The sequence below is a fragment of the Bacillus sp. BPN334 genome, from assembly GCF_008368885.1.
Taxonomy (GTDB): Bacteria; Bacillota; Bacilli; order Bacillales; family Bacillaceae_G; genus Bacillus_A; species Bacillus_A wiedmannii.
In genome coordinates, this window is the sequence record NZ_QOZW01000018.1 from 48855 (window position 1) to 67491 (window position 18637).

The following is an 18637-nucleotide window of genomic DNA, read 5'->3' on the forward strand; positions in this document are numbered from 1 at the left end:
AAGTATGTTAGAAAATCAAATTAATGAAAGATCATTGTTACTGCATAAAGAATTAGTAGGGAAAATTGAAATTACAAGTAAAGTAGAAGTAAATTCAGCGGATGATTTAAGCCTGACATATACACCAGGTGTAGCGGAGTCTTGCAAAGCAATTGCGGCGGATGAAGAAGCAGTGTATGACTATACGGCACGTGGTAATATGGTGGCAGTTGTCTCGGATGGAACAGCGGTACTTGGTTTAGGGAATATTGGACCGAAAGCAGCTATGCCTGTTATGGAAGGGAAGAGTATTTTATTTAAGAACTTTGCGAATGTAGATGCTTTCCCGTTATGTTTAGGTACGACTGATGTGGATGAAATCGTTACCCTTGTGAAAAATTTAGAGCCTACGTTTGCAGGAATTAACTTAGAAGATATTGCGGCACCACGTTGTTTTGAAATTGAAAAGCGATTAAAAGCAGAAACGAATATTCCTGTATTCCATGATGATCAACATGGAACCGCTATTGTCGTCTTAGCAGCTGTTATTAATGCATTAAAAGTTGTTAGTAAACAAATGGATAATGTGAAAATTGTTATTAACGGTGCGGGTTCGGCAGGGATTGCAATTGGAAAATTATTATTAAAGGCTGGTGCAAAGCACATTACGTTAGTTAGCTTAGAAGGTATTGTTTGTGAAGGTGAATCATGGATGAACGAAGCGCAAATTGAAGTTTCAAAAAAGACAAATCGAGAATATGTGCGTGGAACGTTAAAAGAAGCGATTCATCAAGCTGATATTTTTATTGGCGTATCTGCTCCTAACGTATTAACGAAAGAACTTGTACAAACGATGAATGAGAAAGCAATTGTGTTTGCTATGGCGAATCCAATTCCAGAAATCTTCCCAGAGGATGCATTAGAGGCTGGGGCAGCTGTAGTAGGAACCGGGCGCTCGGATTATGCGAATCAAGTAAATAATGTATTGGCGTTCCCAGGGATATTCCGTGGTGCGTTAGATGTGCGCGCGACTGATATTACAGAAGAGATGAAATTAGCGGCAGCATATGGGATCGCTAACATCATTACGGACGAAGAACGTAATGCGAATTATGTAATCCCGAATCCGTTAGATAAAAGAATTGTTCCAAGTGTTGCGGAAGCTGTAGCGAAAGCAGCTATTGATTCAGGTGTGGCGCAAATTATGAAAATACCAAGCTATTAATAGCTAAAAGCAGTGCCTAAAAAGGCACTGCTTTTTTGAGATAAGAAATCAAAATAATGAAGAAGTGTAAAATTATTTATTTGTGTGTCTTCACTATTTATTTAATTCCATTGCAACTTGTTTACCATTTACTAAAACCTCAGTTACTGCTACGATCACTTCTATCATTTTTTTCATCTCTCCTTGTGCCATTTCTTACTTTAAGTATAAGAGAAGAGAGATACTTACACTATCGAAGTATATGACGTAGAAATTACATTGTTGTAAGAAAGTGTTTTAGTTTTGTAACTTTACTCAGCAGTAATTACAAACTGATCATAATATTCTTCATTCACATATATATTTAATACCCATAATCCAGATGAAGGTAGTGACATAGTGAGAGGGAGTTCGTTTGTAGTAGAATCAATTGTATTTGAAGTGGTCCAAGTTGGTTTGGAAGTTTCTTGTTGAAAGAGTACGGGTGTTGGAGTTATTGATCCTTGTTTTAGTGCAATAATAGATAGTTTTCCAGTTGGCATTTCAGTATCTAAAAAGTACCACATCATTTCATTTTTTTCATTTGCGATAATAGGACTATCAGCCATTGCGATTTTTTCTTCGATGCCTTTTAAAGGTATTTTTTCTTGTATGAAGGAGGGTGTTTCTTCCCAATTTACATCTTTTAAAACGCTAAGATGAAAGAAGGAAGGTGCATTAACTTGAGTGGATGACGTTGCGATGGCTTCTTTTTTAGGTGCTTCTGAATCAGGTTGCGCTTGTGTGCATCCAGCGATGAGAAAAGAGAAAAGTAGCATAGTTCCGATTTTTTTCATGGTGTCACACTCCTAATTTTTATTGTTAGTGTAATTGTATTTGCTAGAAAGCGGGACAATTCCTTTAAAGTATAAAAAGAGGTCGTAAGTTTTGTACGACCTCTTTTGACATTTTCTATATTTGTTCAGTTGTAAAAGTCGGTTCATTCTCTTTTTGCGGCATCGTTAAGAAAATAACAGAAAGAACGATACATACGCCGCCTAATAATTGATATGCTCCAAAGGATTCATTTAGCCAAGCGATTGACACGATGGCAGCTACAAGTGGTTCAATGCTAGATAAAATGCTCGTTTCTGTTGCTGCTAAATATTTCAGACTACCGATATAAAGGAGGAAAGAAAGAGTGCCACTTATGATGATAAGAATAAGCATAGAAAAAGTTTTTGGTGTAAAAGTTTGTGAAAGCTGATTCCATTCAAACGAGCGATTACAAATAAGTAGGGCAATGCCACCGATTAACATCCCCCAGCCAATTACTACAGTTGTTCCGCATTCTTTAATAAGAGAAGCTGGATGAAGGGTATAAAATGCAAAGCCAATTGCTGTTAATAGGCCGAAAATAATGGCTTCTTTCGATAAAACAATATTTTCAATTGAACCGTTTGTAATAATAAAGTACGTTCCTGTTAGGGCAGTTATAATTGCGAGTAGTGGCATAGAAGCAGGGAATTTTCTTTGTCCAAATGCGACATAAATGGTAATAAGAACAGGACCTAGAAATTGAAATAATGTCGCTGTGACCGCATTACTAATATGAACTGTTTCGATAAAGGCATATTGTGCACCGAGCATACCGAGAATAGAGAAAATAATAAGTTGTATAGCATATCTCGGATGTTTCCAAATTTGAAATATGTTTTGTTTCTTTATAAGTAAGAAAGATAAAATAAATATTCCCGCAAGCAACAAGCGAATTGTTAAAAAATCAATTGATGATACGTTAGTATGTTGAAATAGCCACTGAATCATCGGGCCAGATAATCCCCATAAGGTAGCTCCTGTAATAATCATAATGAGTCCAATCCGTCTATTGTTGTTCATGATCATGCATCCCCTCTCGAGTATTTGATTTTTTATGTGTGACATGATACAAGGAATTATATATAACTTCTGGTACTGTAAAAAGTATCAGATTTTAGTTTTATTAAGGGGTCAGATATTATGTTAGAATTAACGCCTAATTTAAATACGAAAAGTAAAATAGCATTGTATGTGCAATTGTATGAGTATATAAAAAAAGAGATTAAAGATGGAACGATTCCGGCTTTTACAAAATTACCTGCTAAAAGAAAGCTGGCGAGCTATTTACAAGTGAGTAAGAATACAGTAGAAGCAGCTTACGAGCAATTACTTGCAGAAGGTTATATTGAATCGGCATCGAGAAAAGGTTATTTTGTATGTAAAATTGAACAAATGATTTATGTAGAAGGAAGCGAAGCGAAAGTAGAAGAAGTACCGTTTCGGGAGGAGAACTATAAATTTGATTTCACCCAAACAGGAGTTGATACGAATACTTTTCCGTTCACTATGTACCGTAAGCTTATAAATGATGTATGGCAGCCGCATAATAATGAGTTGCTTTTTCTTGGACACCCTCAAGGGGAATTGAGCTTAAGGGAGGAAATTGCGAGCTATTTGTATGAATCTAGAGGTGTGCGTTGTTCAGCTAGTCAAATTGTATTAGGGGCGGGAACACAAATATTAGTGAAGTTACTTTTTCAGTTGTTGAAGGGAAGTAACTATGCGGTTGAAAACCCAGGTTATCATAGGAAAATGGTCGTTTTTGAACAGGGAGAAAAGAAGGTTCAAATGTTGTCTTTAGATAGGGACGGAATTTGTATGGCAGATTTAGAAAATAGCGATGCAAATGTTGTATTTGTTACACCTTCTCATCAATTCCCATATGGAATGATTATGCCTATTACGAGAAGGACGCAGCTTTTACAATGGGCGAAGAAAGAAGAAGGCAGGTATATTATTGAAGATGATTACGATAGTGAATTTCGTTATTCAGGAAAGCCAATTCCGGCACTGCAAGGATTAGATACAGATGGGAAAGTTATTTATATGGGGACGCTATCAAAAGCGTTGTTACCCTCATTACGGATGAGTTATATCGTATTACCGAAGAATGTAATTGAAAAGTATCAAAAGGAATATTTATTTTATACGCAAAGTGTTTCAAGAATGGACCAAGAAGTGATAAGAAGGTTTTTCAATGAAGGCTATTGGGAAAAACATATTCATAAAATGCGTGTCGTTTACCGAAAAAAGAGGGATCGACTTGTTTTTGAAATAGAGAAGTATTTCTCTAATCGTGTTGAAGTGATAGGAGAAGATTCTGGATTACACATTTTATTACAAGTGCATAATGGAATGCGAGAAGAAGAACTAATTCAAGAAGCTGCGAAATATAGTATTAAAATATATCCTGTTTCTACGTACTATAAAGACGGTACTGCGCCTGAAAATGTAGTTTTACTTGGGTTTGCGATTTTATCAGAAGAAGAAATTGCGAAAGCGATTCAATTATTACATAAGGCATGGTATACAAGAAAGTAAAAAAACATCCTCCAAGCATGAGGATGTTTTTTATTATTTATTTTCATCTAAGAATAAGACCATATGCTCTTCGTCCCAATATTGTCCGTTATATTTTAATGAACGTTCTTGCACACCGAATGTTTTAAATCCTAATGATTCATAAAGTTTCTTCGCACCATCGTTGCCAACAACAACATCAAGCATAACTTGTTCTACTTCTAAAGATTTAGCAAGTTCAAGACATTCTTTAATAAGTGCTTTTCCTGCTCCAAGTCCGCGTGCTTTTGGAGACACATATACAGAACCAATTTTAGCTTTATGTTCTTGTTTTACATATGGTTTCGTTTCCAGCGTTGCAACTCCGATTAATTGTCCATCTTTAAATGCACCTAGCGTATAGTTTTCATCTTGTGCTAATTTTTGTGCTTTATATTCAATCGCACACTCTTTATTAATAATATCTTCATAAGAAGAGCTGAAAGCTTCAGGGTTTTGCTTTAATCCTTCTACACGAAGTTCTAAGTAAATTTCTGCTTCGTCTTTTGTTAATACATGGATATCCAATTATATCACCCTCCAAATCTTTGCAAATGTAACTTTATTTTATATTGAAATAAGAATAATTTCAAAAGGTTAGCTTATATGAGCTGATTTTATGAACAAAATAACACCAGTAGTGTTTACTACTACTGGTGTTTTCACACGCATCTTATTCAAATGGTAGCTTGATTCTAAAGTTTGTCCCTACTCCTAATTGGCTTGTTACTAGAATGGAACCGTTATGCAATTCTACAATTTCTTTTGCAACAGCTAGCCCGATACCTTTTCCTCCAGTAGCTCTCGTTCTGGATTTATCAACACGATAAAAACGATCAAAAATATGTGAGATATCTTCTTCAGGAATACCTTCTCCTTCATCGTCTACATTTATTGTAAAAGAATCTGTTTCCGTGAGTACACGTATCGTAATAGATGTGTTTTCTGGTGAATGTTGATAAGCATTGTGTAATAAATTTAACATAACTTGTTCCATACGTCTTTCGTCTATGCAAACTTCTAAATCATCTTTGCAATATACATGGAGTTGCATTTGTTTGTTAGTTAATGTTGTTTTTGTTTTTTCAACCATTCGTTCTAAAAATGGTTTAAGGATCACTTTTTGTTTTTTTATAACAAACTGATGTTGTTCTAATTGCACTAGCATAAATAAATCTTGGACGAGATCGGTTACACTATCTGTTTCATCCTCAATGATCTGTAAGTATTCTTCACGCTCTTCTTTCGTTAAAGAATCCCTCTTTGCTACCTTCGCATAACCTTTCATATAGGTCAATGGAGTTAATAGTTCATGGGCAACACTAGCGAGAAATTCATTTCTTTCTTTTTTCATATAAGTCAGTTCACTGGATAAATCTTCGATCGTTTTTGCTAAGCTGCCAAGCTCATCATTCCGTTTAATACCTAATTGAATTGGTGTATTTAATTTTGACATTTTTTCTGTTGCCCTCTTCATTTTTATAAGTGGTTCTGTAATAACACGAGAAAAAACAAAGACAGAAATAGTCGTTAAAATAATTGTCACAACACTAATGATAAGAAATTGATTCATGAGTTTAAGTAACATATTTTCTAAGAAAGATGTTTTTAATAACATATATAACTTTCCTTGAAACTCTTCTGTGTTAAGTGGGCTTACCGTTGTGATGAATTTTGATTTTTTCCAGTTCTTTTCGACGATTAATCCGCCTTTTGGAATAGGTTCTGTTTTACAAGTAAGTTGTTTCTGCATTGCCTTTGTTACGGGTTCTGAAGTGGAAATAATTTTGCCATTATTGTCTGTTAGTATGATAGCTATATCAGAGTTAGCAATTAATTCTGATTCTACTAAGTGTGCAGCTGCATCCGCGATATCGAAATCTGGATACATAGGACGGTTAGGGTTTTTATTGTATTCAGCGCGTTCGGGGTGTTGCTTTTCTTTAGCAATTGCATTCCACTTTGTGCGGCTTGTAATTTTTTTACTATAGCGATTACCTTTTTCTAAAAGAGCAAGTGTTTCTTCCTCAATCCGCATTGTTGAAATGCTTTTGTAAAAAGATACGAAAGCAATTGTTTCAATACATAAAGCTAATATTAAAAAGTATGTCCCAATTTTAAGGGAAAGTTTACTCATTTTCTCACCATACCTTATTCATAATAAACGGTCAGTGGTATGGTATTTCCACTGACCGAAGTAATTATTCACATTTCCATTTATATCCGACTTTATAGACGGTTTCTAAGTAATTTTCAATTGGAAATCCTTTTTTACGTAATTTATCACGGATATTGCGAATATGTGAATCGATTGTTCTATATTCGATGTCTGTTTCATAGCCCCAAATTTTCTCGATTAAATCATCTCGGCTATAAGCACGGTTTGTATTTTGTAAAAATAGTCCAAGTAACGAAAATTCAATAGGAGTTAGTGAGATTTTTTCGTCATAAACTGTGACAGTATGTTTCGTTTTATCCCACTCGATACCATTGAAGCTAACGAAGCCGTCTTTCTTTGTACGACGTAATATAGCCTCGATTCTTGCGACTAATACATGCTCATCAAATGGTTTTGTAATATAGTCGTCCGCGCCCATAGTGAGGCCTTTCACCATATCGTAATTTTGATTACGAGCTGTTAGCATAATAATTGGAACGTTGGAAATTTGACGGATTTGATAGCAAGTATCCCATCCATCCATATTCGGCATCATAACATCTAACAAAATAATATCGAAGTCTTTTTGTTCTATTAACTTTAGTGCTTCAAGGCCAGAGGTAGCTTTCATACAGAAATAGCCACGAGGACTTAAGAACAGATCTAATAATCGTAACATGCGTTCTTCATCGTCTACTAATAAAATTTTTACCATAATCTTGTGCACCCCAAACTGTTCATTCTACTTGTATAGTTTACATGAAAATAATAAAAAACTCTTTTTATGTGATTGAGTGGAAGAGTTATTTTTCGCTCAGAGTAATTGACATAAAAAATGCACTAGTTTTGCACAACTATTTTTTATAATAGAAAACGTAGCGACACAAAATACCCTATGTTGCGACATAACGTCATGTCATTTTATTTATAAAATGACAATTCCATTCTATTGTGTATGTGAGATAGAGAGGGTTTTCGTATTCACCTCGCATCGGATAAGAAAAATTTCCTATCTCACACTTTTTTTAAAAGGAGATCATACACATGAATCCAAAAGAAGAAATTTCAAAAAAAGAAAAGCAAGATCGTAATACGGTTGTCATGTGCATTGCCGTATCTATGGTTATTATTATAAGTTGTGTAAATAAAATTTTGGGGATTTTATAATATAAAAAAGCTTATTGCTTCTTAAGAAGCAATAAGCTTTTTTCATTATTAGGGAAATAGTTCTATATAATAAACCAAGGTAAAATTGCTAACCCAGAAGTTACAATTGCTGTAGTAAATATTAAAAGCATAGCTCGTTTGTTTTGTTTCATGTCACATTCTCCTCTACCTATCAATTGAATGCTATACGTTCATTTCATAATTGATGCCTTACTAATTAAAGTTTCACTTTATACTTTTAGTATAATGAATGGAAAGGTTTGGTACGATCGATAAAGGTGACATGAAGATTACATTGTTGTAATGAAAAAAGCACCTTTCTTAATCAAAAGGTGCTTTTAACTATATTGGAGTATTAATCATTTAAGAATAGAACCATATGTTCCTCGTCCCAATATTGACCGTTATGTTTTAATGAACGTTCTTGTACGCCGTAAGTTTGGAAACCTAATGACTCATATAATTTTTTTGCCGCATCGTTACCAACTACAACATCGAGCATAAGTTGTTCTACATGTAGTTTATCGGCATTTTCAATAATTGCTTTAATTAGAGCTCGTCCTGCGCCAAGGCCACGCGCTTTTGGGGAAACAAAAACGGAACCGATTTTTGCTTTATGTTCTTGTTTAATGAAAGGCTTTGTTTCTAAAGTAGAAATGCCGATTAAATCGTTATCTTTGAAGACCCCTAGAGTATACTTATCCGGATTGCTTAATCGTTTTGCCATAGCAGCTACAGGATCCTCGTGTTTAAGAACATCTTCATAAGAAGAGCTAAAAGCTTCTGGGTTCTTCGTTAAACCTTCCATACAAACTTTTAAATATATTTCTGCGTCCTCTGTCGTTAATAAGCGAATTTCCATAGTTATAACCTCCTTGGTCGATTTCAAATAAAATAAATCCATTACTTCTATAAGATTGTGTATGCGTTTTGTTAGCAGTCTCTTTTAATTTGTAAAAGAATGAAAAGATATATGCTACAATGTTTTATTTTTAATATGTAATGAAATTATATATTAACTTCATTAACTATTCAAGTCTTTAATATATTACATTTTTATAACTAAAATAACTCCTCAACCGAGGAGTTATTTTAGTTATTCGATTGATAACCATCAATTCGATGTGGATGTGTGTAAATATTGCAAGATTCATTTCTAATAAATCCTACGACTGTAATGCCTAAATCATGAGCGAGTTGTAATGCTAATTTTGTTGGAGCGGATTTAGATAGAACCATTTCACATCCGATTTTTGAAACTTTTAGTAAAATTTCGGATGAAATACGCCCGCTAAATGCGATGATTTTTCCTTTAACGGATATATCGTTGCGTAAACAATGACCATATATTTTATCTAATGCATTATGTCTTCCAATATCCATTCTTGATAGGAGGATATTGTTTCGATCACATAGCGCGGTATTGTGAACCCCGCCGGTTTGGCGAAAGGTAGTGGAAGATTGTTGTAAAGTATTCATTAAGTAAAAGCATTCTTCAGGAGTAATTTTTACATGTATATCATGTAAATCTTTTGCTTTTGCTGCATCGTTAACGAAAATAAATCCTTGTCTACCTTTTCCGCAGCAAGAAGTGATGTATCGTTTATTATATAAAGTTTGATAGAGTGGATTTATTTTTGATGATGTTACATGGACAATTCCGTTATCTTTTTGCACCCATAGTTCTTCAACATCTTTATAGTAAGCAATAATTCCTTCAGAAATTAAAAAACCAATTACCATATCTTCAATATAATTTGGTGTGCATACAACTGTTACATATTCTTCACCATTTAATTTAATGGTAATAGGAGATTCTGTAACAATCTCATCCAGTTGTTTTGAAAATGTACCAGATTGATAGCGTACAATTGTAAAAGTCTCTTGCGTAGGCCCCATATTTAATTCCCCTTTTATATGTATTTCTCTCCCATATTTATCATAAAACAATGGGGAAATAAAAACACCTATTAGCAAGGAAATCACAGATTATTTTGGTTATTATTGTATATGTACGATATAATAGAACCGTAGAATAGTGATATTTTCAAGCTTTCGTAGTTATACCTTATAACATCTAGAATCGGCTTCATAAGAAAAGTATTCGGGCAGAGCGTTTCAAAAATATGTACAGTAATGCGATTTTGAAAACGGATTCATAATTGTGTTGTACAGTTGGTTGTAAGGAGAGGGGAAACTATGGCAGAACAGACAGTCCGTGTAACCGTGGATGGTAAAGAATTTTCCACATCGGGTGAAAAGACGATACTACAATTATTTAACGAGAGTAATTTGGAACATCCTCAAATTTGTCATGTACCAGAAGTAGATCCAATTCAAACTTGTGATACGTGTATTGTAGAAGTAAATGGGAAGTTATTACGTGCTTGTTCAACGAAATTAGAGAGCGGTATGCATATCGAAAGACAGTCCCAGCGTGCGAAAGAGGCACAGACTGAGGCAATGGATCGAATATTAGAGAATCATTTATTGTATTGTACCGTTTGTGATAACAATAATGGTAACTGTAAAGTCCATAACACGGTACATATGATGGAAATTGAAGAACAGAAATATCCGTATGAGCCCAAAGTAAGTGCTTGTGAAGTGGATATGTCACATCCGTTTTATCGGTATGATCCAAATCAATGTATTGCTTGTGGACAGTGTGTAGAAGTATGTCAAAACTTACAGGTTAATGAAACTATATCGATAGACTGGAACTTAGATCGTCCACGTGTTATATGGGATCATGGTGTAAGCATAAATGACTCATCTTGTGTAAGTTGTGGGCAGTGTGTAACAGTATGTCCATGTAATGCGTTAATGGAAAAAACAATGCTAGGTGAAGCTGGGTTTATGACTGGATTAAAATCAGATGTGTTAGATCCAATGATTGATTTTGTAAAGGATGTAGAGCCTGGATATAGTAGTATTTTAGCGGTTTCAGAAGTAGAGGCTGCGATGCGTAAGACGAAAGTTAATAAAACAAAAACAGTTTGTACATTTTGTGGTGTCGGTTGTTCCTTTGAAGTATGGACAAAAGATCGCCATATATTAAAAGTGCAACCTGTTTCAGATGCACCTGTTAATGGTATTTCCACATGTGTAAAAGGTAAATTTGGATGGGACTTTGTAAATAGTGAAGATCGAATTACGAAGCCATTAATTCGCCAAGGGGATATGTTTGTTGAAGCTTCATGGGAAGAAGCATTAGAAGTTGTTGCTTCTAACATGCAGCATATTAAATCTGAATATGGCAGCGATGCATTTGGGTTCATTTCTTCATCGAAAGTAACGAATGAAGAAAATTACCTTATGCAAAAACTAGCCCGACAAATATATGGAACGAATAATGTGGACAACTGTTCTCGTTATTGTCAATCTCCAGCGACAGACGGTTTATTTAAAACTGTCGGTATGGGCGGGGATGCTGGAACAGTGAAAGATATAGCTGAAGCAGGCCTTGTTATTATCGTTGGTGCGAATCCAACAGAAGGACACCCTGTACTTGCGACGAGAGTAAAACGTGCTCATAAATTACACGAGCAAAAACTGATTGTAGCAGACCTTCGTAAACATGAAATGGCAGAGCGTGCGGATTTATTTATTCATCCGCGCCAAGGTACGGATTACGTATGGCTTGCTGGTATTACGAAATATATTATTGATCAAGATTGGCACGATAAAAAGTTTTTAGCTGAAAATGTGAAGAACTTTGATGAATATAGCAAAATGTTAGAAAAGTATACGCTCGATTATACAGAAGAAATTACGGGGATTTCTAAAACTCAGTTAAAAGAAATGGCCCGTATGGTATATGAAGCAGATGGTACTTGTATACTTTGGGGAATGGGTGTAACGCAAAATACAGGAGGAAGTACGACATCAGCAGCAATTTCAAATTTACTACTTGTTACGGGTAACTATCGTCGTCCTGGTGCAGGTGCATACCCATTACGAGGACATAATAACGTACAAGGTGCTTGTGATATGGCAACATTACCAAACTGGCTTCCTGGTTATCAAGCAGTATCAGATGATACGCTGCGTGCGAAATTTGAAAAAGCATACGGTACAACTATTCCGAAAGCACCAGGATTAAATAATATTGCAATGTTACTTGCAGCGGAAGAAGGAAAACTACGCGGTATGTATGTCATGGGTGAAGAAATGGCTTTAGTCGATTCAAATGCGAACCATGTGCAACATATTTTATCGAATTTAGATTTCCTCGTTGTTCAAGATATGTTCTTATCAAAAACAGCTCGTTTTGCTGATGTTATTTTACCGGCAGCACCAAGTTTAGAAAAAGAAGGAACGTTTACGAATACAGAGCGCCGTATTCAAAGATTATATGAAGTATTGAAACCACTAGGTGATTCCAAACCAGACTGGTGGATTTTGCAAAAAGTTGCTCGTGCACTGGGCGGGGATTGGAATTACGAAAGTCCAAGTGAAATTATGGACGAAATCGCATCACTTGCACCGTTATACTCTCAAGCGACGTATGACCGTCTAGAAGGGTGGAATAGTTTATGTTGGGGTAGTCATGATGGTAGCGATACACCGCTATTATATGTAGACGGATTTAACTTCCCAGATAAACTTGCTCGTTTATCATTAGATGAATGGGTACCACCGGTTGTAGCGCCAGATGAGTATGATTTACTGTTAAATAATGGACGCATGCTAGAACATTTCCATGAAGGGAATATGACGAATAAATCAGCTGGTATTTTATCTAAAGTATCTGAAGTATTCGTTGAAATTTCACCTGAACTCGCTATAGAGCGCAATGTGAAAGATGGTGGTCTTGTAGAATTAGCATCACCATTTGGAAAAATTAAAGTACAAGCGCTTATTACTGACCGTGTAACGGGGAAAGAGCTATATTTACCGATGCATGCAACGATAAATGAAGAAGCGATTAATATTTTAACGGGGACGGCAACAGACCTTTATACGTGTACACCAGCATATAAACAAACGATGGTGAAAATGCGTGTGTTACGTGAAAAAGGAAATCGTCCGTTACCATCTTCAAACCCGCGAGATAAAAAGCGTAATCCGCAAAATGGTGTTGAAATCGAGCAAAAATGGCAAAGAAAACAATACGTATCACTTGTGGACTAGGGGGCGGAGATAGTGGCGAAAGAAATTACGTTAATAAAAAAGAAAGTTGTAACAGAGGAAGAGCAGAAACAGCAAGTAGCAGATGAACTTCTAAATGAGTTATCTAATAATCGTGAAGCAGTAGAAGAAACGATGCAGCTTTTAGCACAGTTGCAGAAGGCTGGTATATTAGATGCGGCGATTAGTTTACTTGCTGCGAAGGAAGATGTTTCAAAAATCGCTGTGGAGCAATTAAATCGTGAACCCGTTAAAAATGCACTCAACAATATGATGGGGGCGGGGGAAGCGCTATCCGCAGTTGACCCAGAAGTAACGAAGCAAATCACATCGAGTTTAGTCACTGGATTGCAATTTGCTACAGATGAATTAAATAGTGGTAAAAAAACAAAAGTGATGGATTTCTTTAAAGTGTTAAAAGATCCAGATATCAATAGAGCCATTACATTCGGTTTTAGCTTCTTGAAAGCATTTGGGCAAGGATTAGAGAAAAAATAGAGTAAATGAAAAAGTGATGGGAAGTAGCCATCACTTTTTTCATTGCATGTATAAGAGTGTTCATGTTAAGCGGAATATATTATTATTAAAAAGATGGATTGGAAATGGAAATATGGAATCCATCTCAAATATCGTTTTAGAATGTGGAGGAATATATGCAACACCGTAAAAGACTATCTATACCAGGGGTAATGGGACATTCCTTTCAAACAGTTAGGTTTGCTTTTTGGAATGTATTAACCTTTCAACTTGCTTATAAATTATTAGCAGCGATTGTATTTGTTCCGCTATTTGGGATTATTTTTAATAAGTTATTGTATTTTGGTGGTTATGCAAATGCGACGAATGATGAATTATTAGCGTTTTTAAAGACACCATACGGCATTTTGGCAATCGTAATTTTATCATTGTTAGCCCTGTTTCTTATCTTTACGGAATTTGCGGTACTTATTATTATTTCGTACTTCGCTCATAAAAGACAAAAGGTGAAATTACGTCCGATTTTATATAAAACTGTAACGTATTTACCTACTCTGTTCACATATTGCTTACCAGGATTTATTTTATATGCTGTCGTATTGTTACCTCTTTTAAATATCGGATATGAAACGGCGTTAATTCCGCAAATTCAAATTCCTAACTTTATTACAGGAGAACTGTTTAAGACAACGATGGGACAAGTTGGTTATTACACATTTTTTGCTGTAGTTACATATTTGAACCTTCGCTGGATTTTTGTTCTACCTATTGTTGTTTTAGAGCAAAAGCCGTTTCGCGCAGCAGCACGTAAAAGTGCAACGTTAGTAAAAGAAAGTTTTTTTAAAGTACTATTCTTTTTAGTAGGATTTTTTATTTCAATAGGGATTGTGTACGGCGTATTTTTTGGAATGTATTTATTGTGTCTATGGGGCATGTACGAATTTACAAATCCACAGGGAACATTTGCATTATTAGCGGAATCAACAATGTCTGTATTTTTAACGAGTACATTGTATTTATTTAGTTTTATCGTGACGCCATTTTATATTATGGCAATAACACGATTATATTTACAAAAGGTTCCGGTTGAAGATGTTTTATTAGAAGAAGGATTAGATTATTCGAAAACAAAAGCAGATAAATGTTTCTTCCAAAAACATCGTTGGAAATTTATTGGCGTATATATTGTAGGAATTATTACTGCTGGAATGGTTGTTGCCTTCATTGTTACCTTTATTACAAACACATATAAAGAACCAATTATTATGGCTCATCGTGGTTATATTTCAAAAGGTGTAGAGAATACGAAAGAAGCTGTGCAGGGGGCTATTGATGCGAAAGCAGACTATGCTGAAATTGATGTACTGCAAACGAAAGACGGTGAACTAGCAGTTATACATGATTTGAAGCTAAAACGTCTTGCAAATGCTAATGTTCATGTGTCAGAATTAACGATGGACGAGTTAAGACAGCTTACCCTTAGTCAAGATGGGTTTTCAGGACAAATCAGTACACTTGATGAGATCATTAAGCTATCAAAGAACAAAATCAAACTTAATATTGAAGTGAAGCTTCATGGTGGCGAAAAAGATTTCGTAAACAAAGTATTAAAAGTGATTAAAGATAATGAATTTGAGAAACAATGTGTCATTCAAACGTTACACTATCCGCTTATTAAAGAGTTTAAACGTGCAAATCCAAATATAAAAGTAGGATATATACTGTATGCAAGTAGAGCCAACTTAAAGAATGTGAAGGCTGATTTTTATGTAGCAGAAGAATACATGTTAAATAAGAAATTAGTAAAAGAGGCAAGAAAGTTAAACAAGCCGATTTACGTATGGACGGTAAATGATATGGAAAGTTTAAAGGGATATTATAAATTAAACGTAGATGGTATCATTACCGATTATCCTGAAGATGCACGTGAAACAATTAAGATGTTAAAAGAACAAGAAGCGGAAGAAAGTGATCTGTTTGATAAAATTAGTGAAACAACAGATGATTTATTTTCCAAGTTATTTATAAGTTACCCAGCTGTTGGCTAGATGCCCGCAGCTGTTTTTTTAGGAAAAGAATATATCTCTAAAGTATTGTACAAATTAAGAACTGTATATGTATACGGAATCACTCGGGTTTCTTACATTGTTACATTATTGTCGAATAATAAATGATTATTGCTTATTTTTAATGTGTATAATAAAAATAGAGTGATAGATAATGCAATGTAACGAAGATGCTAATAGAATCAATGTTCCATATATTTACACTATTCTAAATATATAAACTTTAAAAAAATGATATGTTAGCGTTTTCATAATTTTTAAGTTATGCTAGAATAAGGACATAAGTTATTAATTATTACAAAAAGAAAAAAGACTTTCTTTTTTCTGTTAATTATAAGGGGGCATTTCATTATGCGTATTGGGGTACCAGCAGAAATTAAAAACAACGAAAACCGTGTGGCAATGACACCAGCAGGTGTTGTACATTTAATTCGTAACAATCACGAAGTATTCATTCAAAAGGGTGCAGGTCTAGGATCTGGTTTCACAGATGCTCAGTATGTTGAAGCAGGAGCGAAAATTGTTGATACGGCTGAAGAAGCTTGGAACATGGAAATGGTTATGAAAGTTAAGGAACCAGTTGAAAGCGAATACAAACACTTCAGCGAAGGTTTAATCTTATTCACATACTTACACTTAGCTCCAGAACCAGAATTAACAAAAGCGTTAATTGAGAAGAAAGTTGTTGCGATTGCATACGAAACAGTACAATTAGAAAACCGTTCTCTACCATTACTTGCACCTATGAGTGAAGTAGCTGGTCGTATGGCTGCACAAATTGGTGCACAATTCCTTGAGAAAAACAAAGGCGGTAAAGGTATCTTACTTGCAGGTGTTCCAGGGGTTAAACGTGGTAAAGTAACAATCATCGGTGGTGGACAAGCTGGTACAAATGCTGCTAAAATTGCAGTTGGACTAGGTGCGGATGTAACAATCATCGATTTAAGTGCAGAACGTCTTCGTCAATTAGATGACATTTTCGGAAACCAAGTAAAAACTTTAATGTCTAATCCTTACAATATTGCAGAAGCTGTAAAAGAGTCTGATCTTGTAATCGGTGCAGTATTAATTCCAGGTGCAAAAGCGCCAAAACTTGTAACAGAAGAAATGATTCAATCAATGGAACCAGGTTCTGTTGTTGTAGATATCGCGATTGACCAAGGTGGTATTTTCGAAACAACTGACCGTATTACAACTCATGATAACCCAACTTACGAAAAACACGGCGTTGTTCATTATGCAGTTGCAAACATGCCAGGTGCGGTTCCACGTACATCAACTCTTGCATTAACAAACGTAACAGTACCATATGCAGTGCAAATTGCTAACAAAGGCTACAAAGAAGCTTGCCTAGGCAACTCTGCATTACTAAAAGGTATTAACACATTAGACGGCTATGTAACATTCGAAGCAGTTGCAGAAGCTCACGGTGTAGAGTACAAAGGTGCTAAAGAATTATTAGAAGCAGAAACAGTATCTTGCTAATAGAAGCATTATACAAAAAAAAATCGAACAATATATAAACCAACATGATAAGAGCTAAGAGTGAAGATCTCTTAGCTCTTCTTGGCAAAAGGGGGCATACATCGTGGCCAACCTATTTAAAAAGAAATCCGTTACGCAATTGTTAGGGGAAAGTAAAAGTAAAACTTTAACGAAAACGCTAGGGGCATTCGACCTAACAATGCTAGGGATTGGTGCGATAATCGGTACAGGAGTTCTAGTATTAACAGGATTAGTAGCAGCAAGAGATGCTGGTCCAGCAGTTATTTTTTCATTCATGATTGCAGCAATTGTTTGTGGATTTGCAGCTTTATGTTATGCAGAGGTTGCATCTACACTTCCTGTTTCAGGTAGTGTGTACACATATTCATATGCAACAATTGGTGAGTTTGTTGCCCATTTAATGGGATGGACATTGTTATCCGTATATGTCGTAACAACTGCCGCAGTAGCTGGCGGATGGACGGGTTATTTCAATAACTTAGTTAGTGGATTAGGACTTGAAATTCCTAAAGCCTTGTTAACGATTCCATCGCAAGGTGGTATGGTGAACTTACCCGCAATTATCGTTACGTTGGTGATAACTTGGTTATTATCACGAGGTACAAAAGAAAGTAAGCGTGTGAATAACATAATGGTATTAATTAAAATTGGTATTGTTGTTTTATTCATTGCAGTTGGTGTATTCTACGTGAAACCAGAAAACTGGATACCATTTGCACCGTACGGCATAAGTGGAGTTTTCGCCGGAGGAGCAGCAGTATTCTTCGCTTTCTTAGGATTTGATGCATTAGCAACTTCTGCTGAAGAAGTAAAAAATCCGCAACGTGATCTGCCGATTGGTATTATTGCTTCATTAGTCATTTGTACAATCATTTATGTTGTAGTTTGTCTCGTTATGACAGGTATGGTTTCTTATAAAGAATTAGATGTACCAGAAGCTATGGCATATGTGTTAGAAGTTGTAGGACAAGACAAAGTAGCAGGTATAATCGCAATTGGAGCTGTAATTGGTATTATGGCTGTAATTTTTGCTTACATTTATGCAACAACACGTGTATTCTTCGCGATGAGCCGTGACGGTTTATTGCCAAAATCATTTGCAAAAATTAATAAAAAGACAGAAGCACCAACATTTTCAGTTTGGTTAACAGGAATTGGTAGTGCATTAATTGCTGGATTTATCGATTTAAAAGAATTGTCAAATTTAGCGAATATTGGAGCGTTATTAACATTTGCGATGGTGGGTGTAACTGTCATCATTCTTCGTAAAACACATCCGAAATTACAACGCGGATTTATGGTACCACTTGTACCAATCTTACCGATTATTTCAGTTGCATGTTGTCTATTCTTAATGGTAAATTTACCGTTAAAAACATGGATATACTTCGGTGTTTGGTTAGCAATTGGAGTAGTTGTATACTTTGTATATTCGAAAAAGCACAGTCATCTAAAAGAAGATGGAAGTTCGCAAGATAATTTAGAAAAAGCTAATTAAAGGGATATAAGATAGTAAGCCTTGTGCGTCTA

At 35.3% G+C, this 18637-nt stretch carries 16 protein-coding genes; 9 read left to right on the forward strand and 7 right to left on the reverse strand.

Annotation, left to right across the window (positions count from 1 at the left end; all coding sequences use genetic code 11):
• The first annotated feature begins 4 nt into the window (after positions 1 to 4).
• Entirely contained in the window at positions 5 to 1204 is a 1200-nt protein-coding gene (locus tag DN393_RS24945; protein WP_098102959.1) for an NAD(P)-dependent malic enzyme, read from the forward strand.
• A 290-nt stretch (positions 1205 to 1494) separates the two neighbouring features.
• On the opposite strand, the gene DN393_RS24950 is transcribed toward DN393_RS24945, so the two are convergent.
• Both DN393_RS24950 and DN393_RS24955 read right to left on the reverse strand, forming a co-directional pair.
• Entirely contained in the window at positions 1495 to 2019 is a 525-nt protein-coding gene (locus DN393_RS24950; RefSeq protein ID WP_078183466.1) for a DUF4871 domain-containing protein, read from the reverse strand.
• Positions 2020 to 2134: 115 nt separating this feature from the next.
• On the reverse strand, positions 2135 to 3061 hold the full coding sequence (locus DN393_RS24955) for a DMT family transporter (protein ID WP_149174051.1): 927 nt from the start codon (positions 3059 to 3061) through the stop codon (positions 2135 to 2137).
• A 120-nt stretch (positions 3062 to 3181) separates the two neighbouring features.
• Between DN393_RS24955 and pdxR the strand changes: the two genes are divergently transcribed.
• Positions 3182 to 4582, forward strand: a complete 1401-nt coding sequence (gene pdxR, locus DN393_RS24960) for a MocR-like pyridoxine biosynthesis transcription factor PdxR (RefSeq protein WP_064477131.1) — start codon at positions 3182 to 3184, stop codon at positions 4580 to 4582.
• Positions 4583 to 4615: 33 nt separating this feature from the next.
• Here pdxR and DN393_RS24965 read toward each other — a convergent pair whose 3' ends face one another.
• The 3 genes from DN393_RS24965 to DN393_RS24975 form a co-directional block, all read right to left on the reverse strand.
• Positions 4616 to 5128: a GNAT family N-acetyltransferase gene (locus DN393_RS24965; RefSeq protein ID WP_000351216.1), complete on the reverse strand. Its 513-nt coding sequence runs from the start codon at positions 5126 to 5128 to the stop codon at positions 4616 to 4618.
• A gap of 145 nt (positions 5129 to 5273) precedes the next feature.
• The gene (locus tag DN393_RS24970; protein ID WP_064477130.1) at positions 5274 to 6737 is read right to left on the reverse strand and encodes a sensor histidine kinase; all 1464 of its coding nucleotides are present in this window, start codon (positions 6735 to 6737) and stop codon (positions 5274 to 5276) included.
• A gap of 64 nt (positions 6738 to 6801) precedes the next feature.
• Positions 6802 to 7473, reverse strand: coding sequence for a response regulator transcription factor (locus DN393_RS24975; RefSeq protein ID WP_064477129.1), 672 nt, complete (start codon positions 7471 to 7473; stop codon positions 6802 to 6804).
• A gap of 329 nt (positions 7474 to 7802) precedes the next feature.
• On the opposite strand from DN393_RS24975, the gene DN393_RS32215 reads away from it, so the two are divergent.
• A complete protein-coding gene (locus tag DN393_RS32215) occupies positions 7803 to 7925 on the forward strand; it encodes a hypothetical protein (RefSeq protein WP_001068388.1) in 123 nt (40 codons plus the stop codon).
• A 355-nt stretch (positions 7926 to 8280) separates the two neighbouring features.
• Here DN393_RS32215 and DN393_RS24980 read toward each other — a convergent pair whose 3' ends face one another.
• Positions 8281 to 8787 (reverse strand): GNAT family N-acetyltransferase, encoded by a 507-nt coding sequence (locus tag DN393_RS24980; RefSeq protein WP_000405878.1) that lies wholly within the window; start codon positions 8785 to 8787, stop codon positions 8281 to 8283.
• A gap of 230 nt (positions 8788 to 9017) precedes the next feature.
• Positions 9018 to 9824 carry a formate dehydrogenase accessory sulfurtransferase FdhD gene (gene fdhD, locus DN393_RS24985; protein WP_064477128.1) on the reverse strand — a complete coding sequence of 269 codons (807 nt, stop codon included), beginning with the start codon at positions 9822 to 9824 and terminating at the stop codon, positions 9018 to 9020.
• A gap of 300 nt (positions 9825 to 10124) precedes the next feature.
• Between fdhD and fdhF the strand changes: the two genes are divergently transcribed.
• The 6 genes from fdhF (at position 10125) to DN393_RS25010 (ending at position 18605) form a co-directional block, all read left to right on the forward strand.
• Positions 10125 to 13061 carry a formate dehydrogenase subunit alpha gene (gene fdhF / locus DN393_RS24990; protein ID WP_064477127.1) on the forward strand — a complete coding sequence of 979 codons (2937 nt, stop codon included), beginning with the start codon at positions 10125 to 10127 and terminating at the stop codon, positions 13059 to 13061.
• A 12-nt stretch (positions 13062 to 13073) separates the two neighbouring features.
• Complete coding sequence (locus DN393_RS24995; protein ID WP_001040525.1) at positions 13074 to 13556, forward strand: helical membrane plugin domain-containing protein; 483 nt, start codon at positions 13074 to 13076, stop codon at positions 13554 to 13556.
• Positions 13557 to 13602: 46 nt separating this feature from the next.
• Positions 13603 to 13725 (forward strand): hypothetical protein, encoded by a 123-nt coding sequence (locus DN393_RS32220; RefSeq protein WP_002029708.1) that lies wholly within the window; start codon positions 13603 to 13605, stop codon positions 13723 to 13725.
• Complete coding sequence (locus DN393_RS25000; RefSeq protein WP_078183469.1) at positions 13712 to 15583, forward strand: glycerophosphoryl diester phosphodiesterase membrane domain-containing protein; 1872 nt, start codon at positions 13712 to 13714, stop codon at positions 15581 to 15583. Before DN393_RS32220 ends, DN393_RS25000 begins: the two co-directional genes overlap by 14 nt.
• Positions 15584 to 15952: 369 nt before the next feature.
• The gene (ald, locus tag DN393_RS25005; RefSeq protein ID WP_001219749.1) at positions 15953 to 17086 is read left to right on the forward strand and encodes an alanine dehydrogenase; all 1134 of its coding nucleotides are present in this window, start codon (positions 15953 to 15955) and stop codon (positions 17084 to 17086) included.
• 103 nt (positions 17087 to 17189) lie between these two features.
• On the forward strand, positions 17190 to 18605 hold the full coding sequence (locus tag DN393_RS25010) for an amino acid permease (protein WP_064477125.1): 1416 nt from the start codon (positions 17190 to 17192) through the stop codon (positions 18603 to 18605).
• The last annotated feature ends 32 nt before the right edge of the window (positions 18606 to 18637 follow it).